General features: G+C 62.8%; 20 protein-coding genes and 1 pseudogene. 5 read left to right on the top strand and 16 right to left on the bottom strand.

Annotated elements, in window-relative coordinates:
• Window positions 1–10 precede the first annotated feature (10 nt).
• The 3 genes from DYST_RS08265 to efp all read right to left on the bottom strand — a co-directional run bounded on the left by DYST_RS08265 (window position 11) and on the right by efp (window position 2,316).
• Window positions 11–265, bottom strand: a complete 255-nt coding sequence (locus DYST_RS08265) for a YciI family protein (RefSeq protein WP_102302607.1) — start codon at window positions 263–265, stop codon at window positions 11–13.
• A gap of 10 nt (window positions 266–275) precedes the next feature.
• Entirely contained in the window at window positions 276–1,616 is a 1,341-nt protein-coding gene (locus DYST_RS08270; RefSeq protein ID WP_239951249.1) for a TRZ/ATZ family hydrolase, read from the bottom strand.
• 130 nt (window positions 1,617–1,746) lie between these two features.
• A complete protein-coding gene (gene efp, locus DYST_RS08275) occupies window positions 1,747–2,316 on the bottom strand; it encodes an elongation factor P (RefSeq protein ID WP_102302477.1) in 570 nt (189 codons plus the stop codon).
• An 84-nt stretch (window positions 2,317–2,400) separates the two neighbouring features.
• Here efp and epmB point away from each other — a divergent pair, with 84 nt between their 5' ends.
• Together epmB and DYST_RS08285 are read left to right on the top strand one after the other, a co-directional pair.
• A complete protein-coding gene (gene epmB, locus DYST_RS08280; RefSeq protein WP_239951251.1) occupies window positions 2,401–3,411 on the top strand; it encodes an EF-P beta-lysylation protein EpmB in 1,011 nt (336 codons plus the stop codon).
• A gap of 147 nt (window positions 3,412–3,558) precedes the next feature.
• Window positions 3,559–5,601, top strand: a complete 2,043-nt coding sequence (locus DYST_RS08285) for an EAL domain-containing response regulator (protein ID WP_239951253.1) — start codon at window positions 3,559–3,561, stop codon at window positions 5,599–5,601.
• A 617-nt stretch (window positions 5,602–6,218) separates the two neighbouring features.
• On the opposite strand, the gene rplS is transcribed toward DYST_RS08285, so the two are convergent.
• The 5 genes and pseudogenes from rplS to ffh form a co-directional block, all read right to left on the bottom strand.
• A complete protein-coding gene (rplS, locus tag DYST_RS08290) occupies window positions 6,219–6,611 on the bottom strand; it encodes a 50S ribosomal protein L19 (protein WP_074552164.1) in 393 nt (130 codons plus the stop codon).
• 27 nt (window positions 6,612–6,638) lie between these two features.
• Window positions 6,639–7,406: a tRNA (guanosine(37)-N1)-methyltransferase TrmD gene (trmD, locus tag DYST_RS08295; protein ID WP_239951255.1), complete on the bottom strand. Its 768-nt coding sequence runs from the start codon at window positions 7,404–7,406 to the stop codon at window positions 6,639–6,641.
• A 35-nt stretch (window positions 7,407–7,441) separates the two neighbouring features.
• Window positions 7,442–7,957 carry a ribosome maturation factor RimM gene (gene rimM / locus DYST_RS08300; RefSeq protein WP_239951256.1) on the bottom strand — a complete coding sequence of 172 codons (516 nt, stop codon included), beginning with the start codon at window positions 7,955–7,957 and terminating at the stop codon, window positions 7,442–7,444.
• Window positions 7,958–7,959: 2 nt separating this feature from the next.
• Window positions 7,960–8,214, bottom strand: a complete 255-nt coding sequence (gene rpsP, locus DYST_RS08305) for a 30S ribosomal protein S16 (protein ID WP_038616072.1) — start codon at window positions 8,212–8,214, stop codon at window positions 7,960–7,962.
• A 151-nt stretch (window positions 8,215–8,365) separates the two neighbouring features.
• Window positions 8,366–9,739, bottom strand: a pseudogene (gene ffh, locus DYST_RS08310) (signal recognition particle protein); the annotation flags it as partial.
• A gap of 173 nt (window positions 9,740–9,912) precedes the next feature.
• On the opposite strand from ffh, the gene DYST_RS08315 reads away from it, so the two are divergent.
• From DYST_RS08315 to DYST_RS08325, 3 genes are read left to right on the top strand one after another with little or no spacing between them, the layout of a single operon-like run.
• Window positions 9,913–10,713, top strand: coding sequence for a cytochrome C assembly family protein (locus DYST_RS08315; protein ID WP_102302483.1), 801 nt, complete (start codon window positions 9,913–9,915; stop codon window positions 10,711–10,713).
• 7 nt (window positions 10,714–10,720) lie between these two features.
• Window positions 10,721–11,581: a formyltetrahydrofolate deformylase gene (gene purU, locus DYST_RS08320; protein WP_239951258.1), complete on the top strand. Its 861-nt coding sequence runs from the start codon at window positions 10,721–10,723 to the stop codon at window positions 11,579–11,581.
• An 11-nt stretch (window positions 11,582–11,592) separates the two neighbouring features.
• Window positions 11,593–12,201: a glutathione S-transferase family protein gene (locus tag DYST_RS08325; RefSeq protein WP_239951260.1), complete on the top strand. Its 609-nt coding sequence runs from the start codon at window positions 11,593–11,595 to the stop codon at window positions 12,199–12,201.
• 16 nt (window positions 12,202–12,217) lie between these two features.
• Here the strand turns inward: DYST_RS08325 and DYST_RS08330 are convergent, their stop codons facing one another.
• From DYST_RS08330 to rpsR, 8 genes are all read right to left on the bottom strand, one after another.
• Window positions 12,218–12,781 (bottom strand): hypothetical protein, encoded by a 564-nt coding sequence (locus tag DYST_RS08330; protein ID WP_239951262.1) that lies wholly within the window; start codon window positions 12,779–12,781, stop codon window positions 12,218–12,220.
• A gap of 117 nt (window positions 12,782–12,898) precedes the next feature.
• On the bottom strand, window positions 12,899–14,281 hold the full coding sequence (gene radA / locus DYST_RS08335) for a DNA repair protein RadA (RefSeq protein WP_102302487.1): 1,383 nt from the start codon (window positions 14,279–14,281) through the stop codon (window positions 12,899–12,901).
• 119 nt (window positions 14,282–14,400) lie between these two features.
• Window positions 14,401–15,489: an alanine racemase gene (alr, locus tag DYST_RS08340; protein WP_102302608.1), complete on the bottom strand. Its 1,089-nt coding sequence runs from the start codon at window positions 15,487–15,489 to the stop codon at window positions 14,401–14,403.
• 200 nt (window positions 15,490–15,689) lie between these two features.
• The gene (locus DYST_RS08345; protein ID WP_239951264.1) at window positions 15,690–15,905 is read right to left on the bottom strand and encodes a hypothetical protein; all 216 of its coding nucleotides are present in this window, start codon (window positions 15,903–15,905) and stop codon (window positions 15,690–15,692) included.
• 11 nt (window positions 15,906–15,916) lie between these two features.
• The gene (locus DYST_RS08350) at window positions 15,917–16,069 is read right to left on the bottom strand and encodes a DUF3309 family protein (protein WP_239951265.1); all 153 of its coding nucleotides are present in this window, start codon (window positions 16,067–16,069) and stop codon (window positions 15,917–15,919) included.
• A 150-nt stretch (window positions 16,070–16,219) separates the two neighbouring features.
• Entirely contained in the window at window positions 16,220–17,647 is a 1,428-nt protein-coding gene (locus DYST_RS08355; protein WP_102302490.1) for a replicative DNA helicase, read from the bottom strand.
• Window positions 17,648–17,843: 196 nt separating this feature from the next.
• Window positions 17,844–18,293 carry a 50S ribosomal protein L9 gene (gene rplI, locus DYST_RS08360; protein ID WP_102302491.1) on the bottom strand — a complete coding sequence of 150 codons (450 nt, stop codon included), beginning with the start codon at window positions 18,291–18,293 and terminating at the stop codon, window positions 17,844–17,846.
• A gap of 109 nt (window positions 18,294–18,402) precedes the next feature.
• Complete coding sequence (gene rpsR, locus DYST_RS08365) at window positions 18,403–18,633, bottom strand: 30S ribosomal protein S18 (RefSeq protein ID WP_017462785.1); 231 nt, start codon at window positions 18,631–18,633, stop codon at window positions 18,403–18,405.
• Between the last annotated feature and the right edge of the window lie 9 nt (window positions 18,634–18,642).

An 18,642-nucleotide genomic window follows, 5' to 3' on the forward strand; every position in this document is an offset into this window, starting at 1 on the left:
TGCGCGCAGCTTAGCGCGCGTTCCATTCGTAGACCGTGATATCCCAGCCGCCACTGGTATGGGCCGGGTCCTGATGTGCAATGGACAGCGCTTCGCTCATGTCGGCGGCACGCATGAGATAGGCGCCACCCGACTGGTCGCTGAAGCCACCGGACATGTCCAGCCGTCCGCCAGCACGCAGGCCTTCGAGGAAGTCCTTATGCGGCTGCACGAAAGCCGGATCGAAGTTCGGGCGACGCATAGCCATGACGAGATAACGATGCACGACGATCTCCTCAGCCCGCGTCGATGGCTGCAATGCGCTCACGCCATGCGTGCGTCTTCGCCAGCACGGCATCAGTGTCGATATCCGTCAGCAGGCGGCCAGCCAATTTACGCACACCGTTGATCCACACGTCGGTGACCTGATGACGGCCGGTGGCGTACGCCAACTGCGAAGCGATGTGGAACAACGGCTGCGTTTCCAGATCGGACAGTCGCACGGCGGCCAGATCAGCCTGCTTGCCGGCTTCGATGGAGCCGATGCGGTCTTCCAGGCCCATCGCGCGTGCGCCATTGAGCGTGGCCGCGCGCAGCGCATACGCGGCATCGAACGCAGCTGCGTCGCTGGCCACAGCCTTCGCCAGCAGCGCTGCGGTGCGCATCTCACCGAACATGTCGAGGTCGTTGTTCGACGCGCAGCCGTCCGTACCAATAGCGACGTTCACCCCAGCCTTGCGCAGCTTTTCGGCCGGGCAGAAGCCCGAGGCGAGCTTGAGGTTGGATTCGGGACAATGCACCACGGAAACACCCGCTTCCGCACATGCCTCGATTTCCGCGTCGGTGAGCTGCGTCATGTGCACGGCAATCAGGCGATCATTGACCAGTCCCAGCTTCTGCAAGCGCTGGAAGGGACGCAGACCGGACTTGGCCTTCTCCTCTTCCACTTCATGCGCGGTTTCATGCGTGTGCAGGTGCACCTGGATATCGAGCTGGTCGGCGAGCACGCGAATGCGCTCGAAGCTTTCGTCCGACACGGTGTACGGCGCGTGCGGCGCAAACGACGTGCTGATCAGCGTGTCACCCAGGAAACTGTCGTGCACTTCGATGGCGCGATCGAAGTACTCGTCCTGCGTCTTCGCCCACGCGGTAGGAAAATCGATCACCGGCAGGCCGACCACGGCGCGAAAGCCCATACGTCGGTAGGTGGCGCCAATGACGTCGGGGAAAAAGTAATTCTCGTTGGCGCAGGTGGTACCACCACGGATCATCTCGGCCACGGCCAGTTCAACGCCATCGCGCACAAACTCTGGGCCGATCACCTGACCTTCCACCGGCCAGATGTGCTTCTGTAGCCACACCATCAACGGCAGATCGTCGGCGAGGCCGCGCAGCAGCGTCATGGGGTTGTGCGTATGTGTGTTGACGAGGCCCGGAATCAGAACGTGCTCACCCAGTTCCACGCGCTCACGTGGTGCATAGGCGGCACGGGCATCCGACATGGGCAGCAGCGCCACGATGGCGCCCTTGTCGACAGCTACGGCGTGGTGCTCAAGGACGACGCCATGCGGCTCCACCGGCACGACCCAGCGCGCTTCGATCAGGAGGTCGATGGTTTGCGGGGCGTTCTGGCTCATTCCTTGACTCACTTTTTTAATGTTGGATACGACATGGGGCGGATCACCTTGCGGTGGCCGCCCCATGGTTGCCTAACGGCATGACGAACCATACGTTGTCACGCCATGCGCAGATGCGCAGGCCAATGCGTCACTTGCCGACGCGGCTGACGTATTCGCCCGTGCGGGTATCGACCTTGATCACTTCGTCGGTGGTGACGAACAGCGGCACGCGGACCACAGCGCCGGTTTCCAGCGTCGCCGGCTTGCCGCCGCCACCGGAGGTGTCGCCACGCAGGCCCGGGTCGGTCTCGGTGATCTTCAGCTCGACGAAGTTCGGGGCCTGCACGCTGATGATCTCGCCGTTGAACAGCGTGACCACGCACTCTTCCTCGCCCTTCAGCCACTTCACGGCATCGCCCAGGCCCGCCTTGCTGGCCTGGTGTTGCTCGAAGCTTTCCTGGTGCATGAAGTGCCAGAACTCGCCGTCGGAGTACAGGTACTGCATGTCGGTATCCACGACGTCGGCGACTTCAAAGCTGTCGCTGGACTTCATCGTCGACTCGCTGGTGCGGCCGTTCTTCAGGTTGCGGATGAAGATGCGTGTGAACGCCTGACCCTTGCCGGGCTTGATGAAATCGGCGTCGGTAATGACCCACGGGTCATTGTTGTGAAGGATCTTCATACCCTTCTTGACGTCGTTAAGACCGGCGGTGGCCATGTGCTGCGCTCCAGGTGTGATGCCGCGGGGAGGCGGCTAGAATAGGGTTTTCACCGGGCCTCCGGGCCCGATTCATGACCTCCTATGATAACCGCAAGCCGCGCCGCCCGCCTATCACCGCCCGGACCCGACTGGCGCGCGCTCTGGCGCGAGGCCGTGACGGACCCACGCGAACTGCTGGACCTCGTTGGCCTGGGGCATCTGGCCGACCGCCTGCCCGTGGACGATGCCGGCTTCGCCGTACGCGTGCCGCGGGGCTTCGTGGCCCGCATGCGGCAAGGTGACCCCGGTGACCCCCTGCTCCTGCAAGTTCTGCCCCAGTTGGCGGAACATGACGTGATCCCGGGTTTCGGCACCGACGCCGTGGGCGATATGGCGGCCCGCTCCGCCCAGGGCGTGCTGCACAAGTACGAGGGCCGCGCCCTGCTGATCGCCAGCGGCAGCTGTGCGATCAACTGCCGCTATTGCTTCCGCCGCCATTTTCCCTACGGGGACGAGATGGCCGCCGCCGGCCAGTGGCGCAAGGCGCTTGAGCACGTGCGTCACGACAGCTCGATCAGTGAGCTGATCCTTTCCGGCGGCGACCCACTGTCGCTGGCGACATCCAAGCTGGCGGAGCTTACGCAGGGACTGACCGAGATTCCGCACGTCACCCGCCTGCGCATCCATACACGCCTGCCCGTCGTGCTGCCAGAACGTATTGACGAGGCCTTCGGCCAGTGGCTGGCTCAGCTTCCGCTGCAGAAAGTGGTGGTACTCCACGCCAATCACGCGAACGAGTTCGACACGGCGGTGGATTCCGCCTGCGCCCGCCTGCGCGATGCCGGTGCTACCCTGCTCAATCAGTCGGTGCTCCTGCGTGGCATCAATGATGATGTCGACACGCTGGCCGCCCTGTCCGAGCGCCTGTTCGCCACGGGCGTGCTGCCCTACTACCTGCACCAGCTCGATCGCGTGCAGGGTGCCGCACACTTCGAGGTGGACGACGATCGCGCGCTCTCCCTCATTGAGGCGGTCCGGCATCGACTGCCGGGTTACCTGGTACCCAAGCTGGTTCGCGAAGTCGGCGGCGAACCCTCGAAGAGACCTGTGTAACAGATCCACAGTACAGTTGTGGGTTACGTCACTACCGGAATATTTCTGCTGGCAGCGGCCGGCGGAATCCGCTAAAACCCACGGACGGCCCGCCCTCCTGTCATCTCAGGCAAGCAGCGGCGCACAACGGAATAGCTCGGCGAGCCCATGAAAACTGACCAGGTCATCAAGATCCTTTTCATCGAGAAGTCAGTCGAAGACGCGGAACAGATCATTAGCCTGCTGCGCAACAGCGGCATCGCCGTAAGGCCCGGGCGCGCCACCAGCGCCGAACAGGTCACGGCGGCACTCGACGAACTGGGCCCGGACATCGTCCTCTTCGACCCTTCCGTCGGCACGCTCGAACTGCGCGAAGTGTCGCGCATGCTTGATGCGCATGGCCGCGACCTTTCGCTGATCGCGCTCGTCAGCCAGGTCGACAACGCAGCGATCACCGAGCTTTTCGTCAACGGCGCGCGTAGCGTGGCACTGCGGCCACAGCCCAAACAGCTGATGGCGGTCATCCAGCGCGAATTCGACGCGCTCAACATGCGCCGTCAGGTGCGTCGCCTGGAAGCTGCACTGCGCGAGTCGGAGCGACGCTGCGACGCGTTGCTCGACTCCTCCACCGACGCCATTGCCTACGTACACGAAGGCATGCACGTGCGCGCCAACCAGGCCTATCTCGATACTTTCGGCTACACGGATTTCGACGACCTGCTCGGCCTGCCCTTGCTGGACATGATCAGCCCCAGTGATGCCGACGAACTCAAGGGCACGCTCAAGGGACTCTCCAAGGGCGAGAAGCCCGCCGGGGTGCTTGAGCTACAGGCGCGCCGGGCCGACGCCACCAGCTTCAAGGCAAGCGTGGAGTTCGCGCACGCCATGTTCGAGGGCGAGCCCTGCCTGCAGGTGGTATTCCGCCGGCAGAAGGTCGACACCAGCGTGATCGAACAGCTGCAGCGTGATGCAGTCACCGGCCTGTTCAACCGCGCGCGCATGCTCGAATGCGTCGACGAGGCTGTCGCCGCCGCCTCGCAGGGCACCAAGGGGCAGTCGCTGCTGCTGATCGAGCCGGATAACTGGCAAAGCATCGTAGCCGGCGTTGGTCTCGCCAAGGCGGACGAACTGCTGGCCGCTTTTGCCAACCGCGTGGAGAGCCAGCTCACGGCCCACGATACCGCCGGCCTGCTGGCCGAGCACACGGTGGGCGTGCTGCTGCACACTCGCAACGATGAAGGCATCAAGCAGTGGATCACGGGGCTGCAGCAGGCCATCGCTGGCGGCATCTTCGACCTCGGCACCCGCTCCATCACCATCACCGCGAGCACCGGCGGCAGCCTGCTCGGCGAGCGCAACGCCAACACTGAGCTTCTGCTCAACCAGGCCAGCCAGGCACTGCGCAATGCACAGAGCCAGGGCGGCAATCGCAGCGATCTGCACGATCCCGCCGCCCGCGAAAAGGCCGACGAGGAGCGCGAGCGTTACTGGCTGCGCGTCATCAACCAGGCGCTTACACAGAACGATTTCGTCCTTTATCACCAGCAGACCATCAGCCTGCAGGATGCGGAGGGTGAGTTCTCCGAAATCCTGTTGCGCCTCAATGGGCCACAGGGCGAGGTACTCCCTGGCTTCTTCATGCCGATCGCCGAGAAACACAACCTCACCCCGGCCATCGACCGATGGGTGCTGAATCAAGCGATCGAACACCTGCGCGCCCGCGATCGCATGGGCTCGCCGACGACGTTCTTCGTCAAGCTCACCGCCGGCTCGCTTGCGGACAAGGAGCTACTGCCCTGGCTGGGCGAGCGCCTCCGCCAAGCGGCACTCAAGCATGGCCAGCTAGTACTGGAAATGACCGAGAGCAAGGTGGTGACGGCTCTGCGACCCTCGCAGGAGTTCGTACAAGCATGGCAGAAGCTTGGCGGACAGTTCGCGCTCGAACAGTTTGGCTCGGGGCTCAACTCGTTCCAATTGCTCAACCACATCAGTGCGGACTATCTGAAGATCGACCGCAGCTACATGGCCGACCTGCCTCAGCAAGCCGAAAATCAGAAGAAGGTGGTCGAGATCTGTCGCCAGGCGCGCGAGCTGAAGAAGCAGACTATTGCCGAATGGGTAGAGGATGCAGCGAGCACGTCGCTGTTGTTTGCCTGTGGCGTGGACTTTGTGCAGGGTAATTTTCTGCAGGAGCCGCAGAGGTTGGCGTGATCGTTCGCGTTGTCAAAGGTTGATGGCCCAGGCGCGGTCTTGCCTCTCCATTGTCAGCGCAATCGTTGTCCCGACGTATGCCCGAGCCGGGCAAGCGCATAGCGCACTATCGCCTCAGTTTCCACCCTCTCCCCTACAGGGAGAGGGCTGGGGTGAGGGGTGGGTGCCCGCCCCACCGTTTCGATGAAACCGTCATCCCTGCGGAGGCCGGAAGCGCTTTTCAACAGCCGAATGGCTGGTCATCCAGTTGCGTTAGTGGTTGGCTGTCGCCTCGAGCGTCACCGCGACCCGCCCGCTTACGCAGCGGGCGTTTCGATCGTCTGCCGACGCTCGAGTCACTTTTCTTGGGCAAGCGAAGAAAAGTGACTCGCCCTCCGGCAGGAGGTCGAAAGCCCGCCGCAGGCGAGCCAGATCGCCGTATCGCTCAAAGCAAATACCGAGGGTCTGGATCCCGGCCTTCGCCGGGATGACGAGACACAGGGTGGGGCTGAGATTGCCCCCTCACCCCTTTCCCCTCCCCAAAGAGGAAAGGGAGAAAAGCCAAGACAACCCCACAAATGAAAACCCCGCGAATTGCTTCGCGGGGTTCTCTTTAAACCAACAAGCAGACGCCCGAATTACTCGGCAGCAGCAGCCTTCTTGGCAGCCTTGGCTGCGGAGACAGCAGCGACGTCTTCCTTGATGCGGGCAGCCTTGCCTTCCAGGTTGCGCAGGTAGTACAGCTTGGCGCCGCGGACCTTACCCTTACGCTTCACTTCCAGCGAGTCGATGGCCGGGCTGTGAGCCTGGAACACGCGCTCCACGCCGGTGCCGTGCGAAATCTTGCGCACGGTGAAGGCCGAGTGCAGGCCGCGGCTACGCTTGGCGATGACGACACCCTCGAACGCCTGTACGCGCTCGCGGTTACCTTCCTTCACCTTCACGTTGACCACCACGGTGTCACCAGGGCCGAACTCCGGCAGCTGGCGGGTGATCTGCTCGGCTTCGAACTGTTCGATGATCTTGTTCATGGCAACACCTGTCTGTTTACTGCGCCCTTAATGGGCCGTATCGTCGTGCCGCGTCTGCTGAGCATGCTCGCGGCGGAATTCATCCAACAGCGCTCGGGATTCTGCATCCAACGCGCGCTGCGCCAAAAGGTCGGGACGTCGCAACCAGGTCCGTCCCAGCGATTGCTTAAGGCGCCAGCGGCGGATAGCCGCGTGGTCACCGGAAAGCAGTACATCCGGTACGTCGCCGAGTGCGTCATGCACCGGTTTTGCATAGTGCGGACAATCCAGCAGTCCGTCCGAAAACGAATCCTGCTGCGCCGACTGCGCGTCATTCAACGCACCGTCCTGCAAGCGGCCCACGGCATCGATGATCACTGCCGCGCCCAACTCACCACCGGACAACACATAATCGCCGATGGAAAGCTCCTCGTCGACCTCGTGCGCCAGCAAACGCTCGTCCACACCTTCGTAACGCCCACAAAGCAAAGCGATGCGCGGCAGTTTCGCCAGCGCCTCCACCCTACCCTGCGTCAACCTCGCACCTTGTGGGCTGAGGTAAACCACATGCACCGGTTCCGGTGCCGCCTCACGCACTGCCTTGAGGGCACCACGTAAAGGCTGAATCAGCATCACCATCCCAGGCCCGCCGCCGCAAGTGCGGCCGTCCACAGTACGGTAATTGTCGGTGGCGAAATCACGGGGATTCCAGGTTTCCACCTGAAGGAGTTCCCGCTGCTGCGCCCGACCGACTACGCCAACCGAAGCACACTGACGCATGAAGTCGGGAAACAGCGTGACGACATCAATGCGCATAGATCCTCAAACCTGTTTGGTAGCGCTTGGCGCGCTCAGAATTCAGGATCCCAGTCCACCACCATGCACCCGCCGGACAAGTCCACCGAACGCACGAAAGATCCCTGGATGAAAGGAACTAGCCGCTCGCGCGTGCCGTCCTTCACTACCACGACGTCGTTGGCGCCGGTCGCGAACAGATGACTGACTCGACCCAATGCCACGCCTTCCGTGGTGACGACCTCAAGACCCTCGAGATCGACCCAGTAATACTCATCCTTGCCGGGAGGTGGCAGCAGCTCACGAGCGACGTAGATGTCTTGCCCGATCAGTGCTGCTGCGGTGTCGCGGTCGTTTACATCAGGGAATTGAGCGACAAGCCCTTTGCCCTGCGGACGACCCTTCACTCCCGTGATCTCCGTCTCCACACCCGGCGCCGACGTGAGCAGCCAGGGTTGGTAGGTGAAGATCTTCGTGCGGGGCTCGGTCCAAGATTCGATCTTGAGCCAGCCCTGCACGCCGTACAGCCCGACGATGCGTCCGACGAGGACGCGCCGGCCGGCTGCCGTCATACTCAGGCAGCCTGCTGCTTGCCGGCTTCCTTGACCAGGGACGCGACCTTATCGGTCAGCTGCGCACCCTTGCCAATCCACTCCTGCACGCGAGCAACATTCAGCTCAAGGCGCTTGTCCTTGCCCGAAGCCACCGGATTGTAGAAACCCACGTTTTCGATGCTGCGGCCATCGCGCTTGTTGCGCTGGTCGGTAACAACGATGTGGTAGAACGGACGGCCCTTGGCGCCGCCGCGCGAAAGACGAATCTTGACCATAAATAAAAGCTCCAGAGTTGCCGGGATGCCGGCAGCACGCACGCAGCGGTGCGCGGTGAACGCGGCATTTTAATGAATTCTGAGGAAAAGGAAGAGCTGAGGGGCAAATCCGGCCAGAAATCCCAGCCGGGCTGTTCAGACTCAGCGCATCGGGGGGGAAGCCTCCACCCATGCCGCCCATGCCCTTCATGGCACCGCGCATCTGGCGTAGCAGGCCCTTGGTACCACCCTTGGAGAGTTTGGACATCATCTTCTCCATCTGCATGTACTGCTTTAGCAGGCGATTGACGTCAGCCGGCTGAGTGCCCGAACCACGCGCCACGCGAGCGCGACGCGAGCCGTTGAGCAGGTCCGGATGGCGACGCTCCTTCTTGGTCATCGACTGGATGATCGCGACCATGCGCTTGATCTCACCGTCGTTGACCTTGGATTTCACGTTTTCCGGCAGCGCGGAAACGCCCGGCAGCTTGTCCATGAGGCCAGCCAAGCCGCCCATGTTGTTCATTTGCTCGAGCTGGTCGCGCATATCGTTGAGATCGAAGCGCTTACCCTTGATGACCTTCTCTGCGAGCTTCTGCGCCTTCTCTTGATCGACCTTGCGCTCCACTTCCTCGACCAGCGACAGCACGTCGCCCATGCCGAGGATGCGCTGCGCCACACGATCCGGATGGAACGGCTCCAGCGCATCGGTCTTTTCGCCCGCGCCGAGGAACTTGATCGGGCGGCCCGTGACGTAACGCACCGAGAGCGCCGCACCGCCGCGCGCATCACCGTCAGTCTTGGTGAGCACCACACCGGTGAGTGGCAGGGCTTCGGCAAAGGCCTTGGCGGTATTGGCCGCGTCCTGGCCGGTCATGGAGTCGACAACAAACAGCGTTTCGACCGGCGTGATCGCAGCGTGTAGCGCCTTGATCTCCGCCATCATCGCCTCGTCCACATGCAGGCGACCGGCGGTATCGACCAGCAGCACGTCGATCACTTCGCGGCGCGCGGCAGCCATGGCGTTCTTGGCGATGTCGACTGGGTTCTGCCCCGCTTCCGACGGGAAGAACTTCACACCCACCTGCTCTGCCAACGTGCGCAACTGCTCGATAGCGGCCGGACGGTACACGTCGCAGCTCACCACCATCACCTTCTTCTTTTTGCGCTCGGTGAGGAAGCGCGCAAGTTTGGCGACCGTCGTCGTCTTACCGGCACCCTGCAGGCCCGCCATCAGCACGACGGCGGGCGGCTGCTGCGCCAGATTGAGCTCAGTATTGGCGGTGCCCATCACGGCCGTCAGCTCGTCGCTGACCACCTTCACCAGCGCCTGGCCCGGCGACAGGCTCTTGAGCACTTCCTGACCCACTGCGCGTACCTTCACGCGCTCAACCAGCGCCTGCACCACCGGCAAGGCCACGTCGGCCTCCAGCAGGGCAATGCGCACTTCGCGCAGCGCTTCGCGGATGTTTTCCTCGGTCAGGCGACCGCGGCCGCGCAGGCGGTTGACGGTGGCGGAGAGGCGTTGGCTGAGGGACTCGAACATGGATAGTGCCGGTAGGCGGAAAGAGATCGATTATAGCCGGGCTTGGGGGCCGGGTCTCGGGGCCCTCGGCGGAGCCCGCAAAATGGCGAGCCCGGGCACCCATCGTGCCGCATCCGCCGCCGCGACGCCGTACCCCTCCCGCCACTTCCGGCCCTATGCCACACTCGTCCGCTATGGCCGCCATCGTCTTCTTCGCTCTGCTCGCCATCGTGCTTTACCTCACCGCAGCGACGGCACTGGCCCGGCCGCTGTTGAGTGGCGGGCAGCCGCTGAATCGCTCTGCACTACTACTGGCGGGTGGTGCGGTAGTAATTCACGCCGGCACCCTGCTGAGCATGCATCGTGGCTCGCTGGACCTGCATTTCTTTTCCGCACTCTCGCTGGTGGCCTGCGTGGTGTCCGCACTGACGCTAGTGGTGAACATCTGGCGGCCGGTCGCAGCGCTTGGCGTCATCGTGTTCCCGCTGACCGCGCTGCTGCTCGCATTGGATACGTTCGCTGCGCCGATAACCGCGCCGCTGCCACTGGAGTGGCAGATCAAGCTGCATGTGATCGTGGCGTTGTTTGCCTTCAGCGTGCTGTCCATTGCCGCCGTGCTGGCCATCCTGCTGGCGGTGCAGGAGCGCGCGCTGCGCCATCGCCAGTTCGGCCCCTGGTTGCGCGCCCTACCGCCGCTGACGCTGACCGAAACCCTGATGTTCCGTCTGATCGGCACGGGTTTCCTGTTGCTCACGCTGACCCTGCTCACCGGCATCCTGTTCGTGGACAACCTGTTCGGCCAACACCTGATCCACAAGACGGTGTTATCCATCATCGCGTGGCTGGTGTTCGGCACCCTGCTCTACGGCCGCTGGCGCCACGGCTGGCGCGGTCGCAGTGCGGTGAACCTCACACTGATCGGCATGGGCGTGCTGCTGTTGGCCTTCTTCGGCACCAAGGCGGTGCTGGAGCTGATCCTCCATCGCACGCCATGAGCAACCCATGAGTACGCCCAGCCAGTTCGTCCTGACACTTTCCTGTCCTGATCGCGCTGGCATCGTGGCAGCAGTGTCAAACCACCTTGCCGCTCAGGGTGGCAACATCATCGAGGCGCAGCAGTTTGGCGATGCGGAGACGGGCCGGTTCTTCATGCGCCTGGTGTTCGAGGATGCAGAGCGCAACCTCGATGCGCTGTCTTCTGGCTTCGAAGGTTTCGCGAAGCAGTTTTCCATGCAATGGGCATTGCGTGACCGCGCCCAGCGTCGACGCGTGATGCTGCTGGTATCGAAGTTCGACCATTGCCTGTCGGACATCCTCTATCGCTGGCGCATCGGCGAATTGCCGATGGATATCGCCGGCGTCGTCGCCAATCATCCGCGCGACACGTATCGCCACCTTGATCTCGACGACATCCCGTTCCACCACCTGCCGGTGAACCGCGACAGCCGAGACGGACAGGAAGCAGCACTGTGGCAGCTGATTGAGCAATCAGACACGGATCTGGTTGTGCTGGCGCGCTACATGCAGGTCCTGTCGAACGACCTGGCCCGCAAGCTGACCGGTCGCTGCATCAATATCCATCACTCCTTCCTGCCGGGCTTCAAGGGTGCGCGCCCGTATCATCAGGCGCACCGCCGCGGCGTGAAACTGATCGGCGCCACCGCCCACTTCGTGACCGCCGAACTGGACGAAGGCCCGATCATCGAGCAGGACATCGAGCGTGTGACGCACGCCGACACGCCGGACGATTTGATCCGCATTGGGCGCGACATCGAACGCCGCGTGCTTGCGCGTACGTTGCGCCTTTACCTCGACGACCGCGTGCTGCTCAACGGTGCGAAAACGGTCATCTTCCATTCTTGACGGAGATCCGCGTGGAACTGATCGGCATGCTCGATTCGCCCTATGTGCGTCGCGCCGCGATTTCGCTGCGCATGCTAGGCATCCCGTTCCAGCACCGCTCACTATCGGTGTTTCGCAACTTCGACGAGTTCGAGCAGATCAACCCTCTGGTGAAGGCGCCGACGCTGGTTGGTGACGACGGCGAGCTACTGGTCGATTCCTCGCTGATCATCGAATGGGCCGAGTCCGTGCGCACCGCGCCCAGCCTGATGCCCGTGGCGCCGACCGAGCGCCTGCAGGCATGGCGTCTGATCGGCATGGCACTGACCGCCAGCGAAAAATCCGTGCAGATCGTGTACGAGCACAAGCGCGTGCCGGAACGTCGCGACAGCGACTGGCTGGCCCGCGTCGAAGGCCAACTGCGCGCCGCCTACGACATGCTCGAGCTCCACGCTGCCGCTCATGGCGATTGGCTGGTCGGCGACCATTTCAGCCAGGCGGACCTCAGCACGGCCGTCGCTTGGCGCTTTACCCAACTCGTCGCACGCGACACGTTAGGCCAGCGCGACTACCCTGCGCTCCGCGCGCTTTCGCTCCGCGCGGAGCAATTGTCGGCTTTCCAGGCGCTGCCGCCGGAATAACGGCGCAAGTCGCAGCTCAGCGCGACAGGTGGGTAGCCAACGCCCCGTAGAACTGGTCGTAGATCGCTGCGTCGCTCAGCACGCTGGTGCGGGAATCGCCATTGCTGTCCCACACGGTGCGGCGAAAGCGCGTCCTGGCAAATACGCCCTGGCCGTCGGGCGCGGGCTCCAACAAGATCAGTGCCTCGGTAGTCTGGTGATCCGGCTTGCTGGGCAAGGGCACCTTTGCCTTCAAAACGCCACGCAAAACCTCACGGCCTTGACTCACCAGCACTTCGTTATGCCGCGCCTCGACCAGATGGAACTCGCGATCGACCATGGTCGTTTCGTAGCCCTGCTCGCGCAAGGTTTGCACCGCGGCATCCAGCACCGGATCAAGGCGCGCGCTGTAACGATGATCGCGCACCCGTTGCAGGGTCTGTTGATCCTTTTCGCCAAGCTCCACATTGGTCTGCGTGGAACTGTAATGAAGAAAGTGACCACCTTTGCCGGTCACCTCCTCATTGGGCTTGGTCGCATCCTGGGCCAGCACCGCACTGGCGACAAGCGCGCCCAATACGGCAACCCATCCTCGCATCATCCCTCGCTTCCGCCTGCGGTACATACAGCGTCCTGCCTGATCGACCTGGGGAAGCGCAGACTAACCATTCCCCGCGGACAACACGTGTGCCACTCCCACACGCTGCTTCATCACCGTTCAGCGGCAGGCATCGATCGCCTGAGAGAGCCGCTCCACCGCGACGATCTCCATCTCCCCCACCTTTGCCTTTTTCGGTGCATTCGCCTTGGGCACGATGGCTCTTTGGAACCCATGGTGCGCCGCTTCTTTCAGGCGCTCCTCACCATTGGGGACCGGGCGAATTTCTCCAGACAAACCCACTTCACCGAAAGCGATGGTTTTCTCCGGCAACGGGCGATCACGCAGCGAGGAGAGCACGGCCAGCAGCACCGGAAGATCCGCGGCCGTTTCCTGCACGCGGATACCACCAACCACATTGACGAACACATCCTGGTCGTAGGCCGCCACACCACCATGCCGATGCAGCACGGCCAGCAGCATGGCGAGGCGATTCTGTTCAAGGCCGAGCGCAACACGACGCGGATTGCCCAACGAGGACTGATCCACCAGCGCCTGCACCTCGACCAGCAGCGGTCGCGTACCTTCGCGCGTCACCATCACCGCACTGCCGGGCGTCGGCCCACTGTGCGCGGACAGGAAGATCGCCGACGGGTTGGGCACCTCGCGCAGCCCCTTCTCCGACATAGCGAACACGCCCAGCTCATTTACCGCACCGAAGCGATTCTTGAAGGCACGCAGCACGCGGAAGCGGCTGCCTGATTCGCCTTCGAAGTACAGCACCGCGTCCACCATGTGCTCCAGTACGCGCGGACCGGCGATGCCGCCCTCCTTGGTCACGTGTCCCACGAGGAAAACGGACGTGCCGGTTTCCTTGGCGAAACGGGTTAGCTTGGCCGCGGACTCGCGCACCTGACTCACCGATCCCGGCGCGGCGGTCAGCAACTCGGTCCAGATGGTCTGGATGGAGTCGATCACCAAAACACGCGGACGATTACTCAGTGCCTGCTCGATGATGCGCTCGATGCAGGTTTCAGCCAGCGCGTGCAACGGCGCCAGTGGCAGATCCAGGCGCTGCGCGCGCGAGGCGACCTGCGCCAGCGACTCTTCGCCGGTCACATAGACGCTGGGCACCCGAGATCCCAGCGTGCCAAGCATCTGCAGCAGCAACGTCGATTTGCCAATGCCTGGGTCGCCACCGATCAGCACCACCGAGCCGTCGACGAGGCCGCCGCCCAGTACGCGGTCCAACTCGCCGATCCCGGTGAGCGTGCGTACTTCCGCATTGAGCGCCACCGCCGTCAGCGGGGTCACCTTGGGCGAGCCGGCGGCGGCACCGGCATAGCCGGCGGTGCTGCGCGCCGCACCCGCCGATTTCACTGCCGGCTGCACCACAATCTCGCTCAGGGTGTTCCACACGCCGCAGTCCACGCACTGGCCCTGCCACTTGGAGTGCTCTGCTCCGCAATCGGTGCAGACATAGGCGGTCTTGGCTTTGGCCATGCGTCATTTTCCTGGGTACATCGTGAAGACGTCCAAGCTTAACGGGGCGCCATCGCAATCGGCGAGACGCGGATAAAGTCGACCTCGGGAAAAACGCGGGACTGAACCTCCCGGCACGCTCAGCCTTCGTCTTCGACGAACAACACGCGTTTTGTCATGCCACACGTCAGGTCGTAGGAGATCGTGCCAGCCTGCGTCGCGATGATTTCGACAGGCAACTCCGGCCCCCACAACGTCACGCGATCACCGACCTTGGCATCCGGAGCACCACGCAAGTCCAGCGTGATCAGATCCATCGACACGCGGCCGATCAACGGCACCTGTCGATCGCCCACCAGCACAGGCGTACCGGCGACCGCGCTGCGTGGATAACCGTCGCCATAGCCCACGGCCGCCACACCCACCGCCATGTCTTCGGGGCAGGTCCAGGTGCCGTTGTAGCCAATGCGTTCGCCCTTGCCAATGCGGTTGATGGCGATCAGCCGCGTGCTCAACGTCATCGCCGGACGGAAGCCGAAATCGGCTCCGGTTTTGCCGTCAACCACCGACAAGCCATACAGCAAACCACCCGTGCGCACCCAATCGCCGCGCGCATCGGCCCAGCCCAACACCGCCGCGGAATTGGAGAGCGAGCGCGGCCCTTGCAAGCCACGTGTCGCCTCGGCGAAACGCGCGATCTGCGCGGGCGTCTCCGCGCCGTCGAACACTTCGGATTCAGCGAAATGCGTCAGCAGGCCGATCTCGGGATCGATGCCTGGCATCGATGCCAGCTGCGCATGGACAAAAGCCACGGCCTCGGGCGCGAAGCCCAGTCGATGCATACCGCTGTCCACCTTCAACCACACACGCAAGGGACCGCGCGACGGCGAAGCTTCCTTCAGCCAGTGCAGTTGTTCTTCATGATGAATAGCAGCGTCCAGATTCAGTCGCTGCATTTCAGCGATATCGCTCGCCTGATCAGGCCCCGACAACACGACGATCCGCTGGCGATGCCCCGCCGCACGCAACCGCAAGCCATCGCCCAGCGCCGCGACAGCGAAGGCATCAGCAGCACCATCCAAGGCGCGCGCCACACGTTCAAGGCCATGCCCATAGGCGTCGGCCTTGACCACAGCCATGACTTTGGCTGGCGCCGCCATCTGCTTGATGCGCGCAAGATTGTGGCGCAAGGCGCCCAGGTGGATCGTGGCGACGGTAGTACGGCTCATGCGTGCCTGGCGCCCTTTGGACGCGATGAAAATGGGCGGAAAAATAGGCCGGATAACCTCGGACAAGGCGGGAAGCTTACCAGCCTTGTCCGGGACGACCCGGCCCGACGCGCCCAACCTAACGTTCCGGTCCGGCACTCACGGGGCGCCACCGTGGCATTCCCCGGGCAACGGCTACCCTCACCGGTAGCCGCACCCACTCAACGGTTGTCGTGGGAATCGCAGCGCTCAATCGCGACCCGGCGCGCCTTGTCGTATTCGTGCTGGGTCATGGCACCGGACGCCAGCGCGTTCTGCAGGTCCGTCATCTGCTTGCCACAGGTGTCATTGTTCTGCACGACGCGGGTACTGCTGCCGCAGCCGGCCAGCGCCAGGCAAACGGCAATCAGCGATGTAGAAATGATGGTTCGGCTCATGGCGGCACCTCTCAGATGACACGCAGCACCAACAACACGATCAGGATGATCACAATCAAGCCCAGGCCACTGCTCGGGCCATAGCCCCATGCACGGCTGTATGGCCATGTGGGCAGTACGCCGAGCAAGAGCAACACGATGATGAGCAGAAGAATCAGCGACATGTGTCGTGCCTCGTGTGGGGAACCAGCTACGAGGCTGCGCCGCGACATGTGAATGCCGCACGGGATTCATGTGTAGAGCATGCATAGACGCAATGCAGTACAGGCGCCGTTCCTATAACGGAACGGCGCCTGTACATAATTCATCGTCGTTTATTCGAAGGCGCCGACAAACGAGTCGGGCGCGTAGTTCTCGAACTTGGTGTAGTGGCCAAGGAAGGTCAACTTCACCGTGTCAGTCGGACCGTTACGCTGCTTGCCGATAATGATTTCCGCGAGGCCCTTATCGGGCGATTCCTTGTTGTAGTACTCGTCGCGGTAGATGAACATGATCACGTCCGCGTCCTGCTCGATAGCGCCGGATTCGCGCAGGTCGGACATCATGGGGCGCTTATCGGCACGCTGCTCCAGCGAGCGGTTCAACTGCGACAGCGCAATCACCGGGCAGTTGAGCTCCTTGGCGAGACCCTTCAACGAGCGCGAGATTTCCGAGATTTCAGTCGCGCGATTTTCATTCATGCCCGGCACCTGCATTAGCTGCAGGTAGTCGATGACGATAAGCCCGAGGCCACCGTGTTCGCGATGCAGTCGGCGCGAACGCGAACGCAATTCCACCGGCGACAAGCTCGGCGTGTCATCGATGAAGATCTTGGCTTCGGACAACAGCGCGATGGCGTTAGTGACACGCGGCCAGTCTTCCTCGGCGAGGTCGCCATTGCGCAGATGCTGCGCATGGATGCGGCCCACCGAAGAAATCATTCGGAACGCCAACTGCGAAGCCGACATTTCCATCGAGAAAATCGCCACGGCCTTCTTGCCACGCATTGCCACGGCTTCGGCCATATTCACCGAGAACGCGGTCTTACCCATGGAGGGTCGCGCCGCGACGATGATCAGATCGGAGGGCTGCAGGCCTGAGGTGAGCTCGTCCAGATCAGAAAAGCCCGTAGAAACACCGGTGAGCTGCCCTTTGTTCTCGAAGCGCTCAGAGAGGATGCGAAAGGCGTCCTTCACCGCCTCACGCATGGACACGGTGTCTTTCTTGCCGCGCGCACCCGACTCGGCGATCTTGAACACCGCCTGCTCTGCGCGCTCAAGCACTTCCTGCACGCTCTTGCCTTCGGGCTGGTAACCGTCCTCGGTGATGCCGACGCCCGCATCGATCAGCTGACGCAGCACGGATTTTTCGCGAACGATTTCAGCGTAGGCGGCAATGTTCGCCGCGCTCGGAGTGGTGTTGGCCAGCTCGATCAGATACGACGCACCGCCCACCATCTCGGCCAGGCCGTTGGCCTCGAACCAGTCGCCGAGCGTCACCGCATCACACGGCATGCCCTTGGCGGCCAACTCGGTGATGGCGCGCCAGATCAGGCGATGATCCTTGCGGTAGAAGTCCTGCTCGCTCAGGCGGTCGGCCACCTTGTCCATCGAATCCGGGGACAGCATGAGGCCACCCAGCACAGCCTGTTCCGCGTCGATCGAGTTGGGTGGTACACGCAGGGCATCGATGCTGGACGGAGGTTTGCGCTCAGAACGACCGCGGCGCTCAGGGCGATCGGAACGATCGGAAACGAAGGACATCGCGATTCCTCGCAGCGGAGCGCTGCATTGCCGGCGGCGTTACGTGAGCACAGAGCATACGCGGCACCCTCTCAGGCGACGAGACAATAACTCTGTGGATAACCTGTGGTTCGTTGTGGATAACCTGGGACGAACGACGGAAAAGCAGACGGGCGCCCGGAGGCGCCCGTCTGGGTATTGCGAGCGATGGATCGGCTTACTTTTCGCCGACCACGATCACCTTGATCTGGGTCTGCACGTCAGCGTGCAGCGCGACCACGGCGTCAAACTCGCCGGTGTGGCGGATCGGGCCTTCGCCCTGGATCACTTCACCCTTGTTCACGTCGTGACCGGCAGCCTGCAGGGCTTCCGAGATCTCGCGCGGGCCAACCGAGCCGTACAGCTTGCCTTCCGGGCTGGCATTCGCGGCGATGGTCACCGTGACGCCTTCCAGCTTGGCCTTGCGGCCTTCGGCACCGGACAGCTGCGAGGCAGCCTTGGCTTCGTACTCGGCGCGGCGCTTCTCGAAAGCTTCGAGGTTGGCGGCGTTGACCGGCACGGCCTTGCCCTGCGGCAAGAGGTAGTTACGACCGTAACCCGGCTTGACCTTGACCTTGTCGCCCAGGTTGCCGAGGTTGCGGACTTTTTCTAGAAGAATCAGTTCCATGGTGGTTCCTTTTCGTTAGCACCGGATGGGCCCGGCGCAGCCGTGGACGGTTGTCCGAAGAGTTGGACGATGCGCCGGATGTCACCACCCGGCGCATGCCACGACTTAATTAGACGTCGTGGTTGTCGGTGTACGGCAGCAGAGCCAGGAAGCGGGCGCGCTTGATAGCGGTCGCCAGCTGACGCTGGTAGCGAGCCTTGGTGCCGGTGATGCGCGACGGAACGATCTTGCCGTTCTCGGTCACGTACTGGCGAAGGGTGTTGAGATCCTTGTAATCGATCTCTTTGACTTTTTCGGCCGTGAAGCGGCAGAACTTGCGGCGGCGGAAGAACTTGGACATGTCTGTGCT

This window comes from Dyella terrae (genome assembly GCF_022394535.1).
In the GTDB taxonomy this organism is placed as follows: Bacteria; Pseudomonadota; Gammaproteobacteria; order Xanthomonadales; family Rhodanobacteraceae; genus Dyella.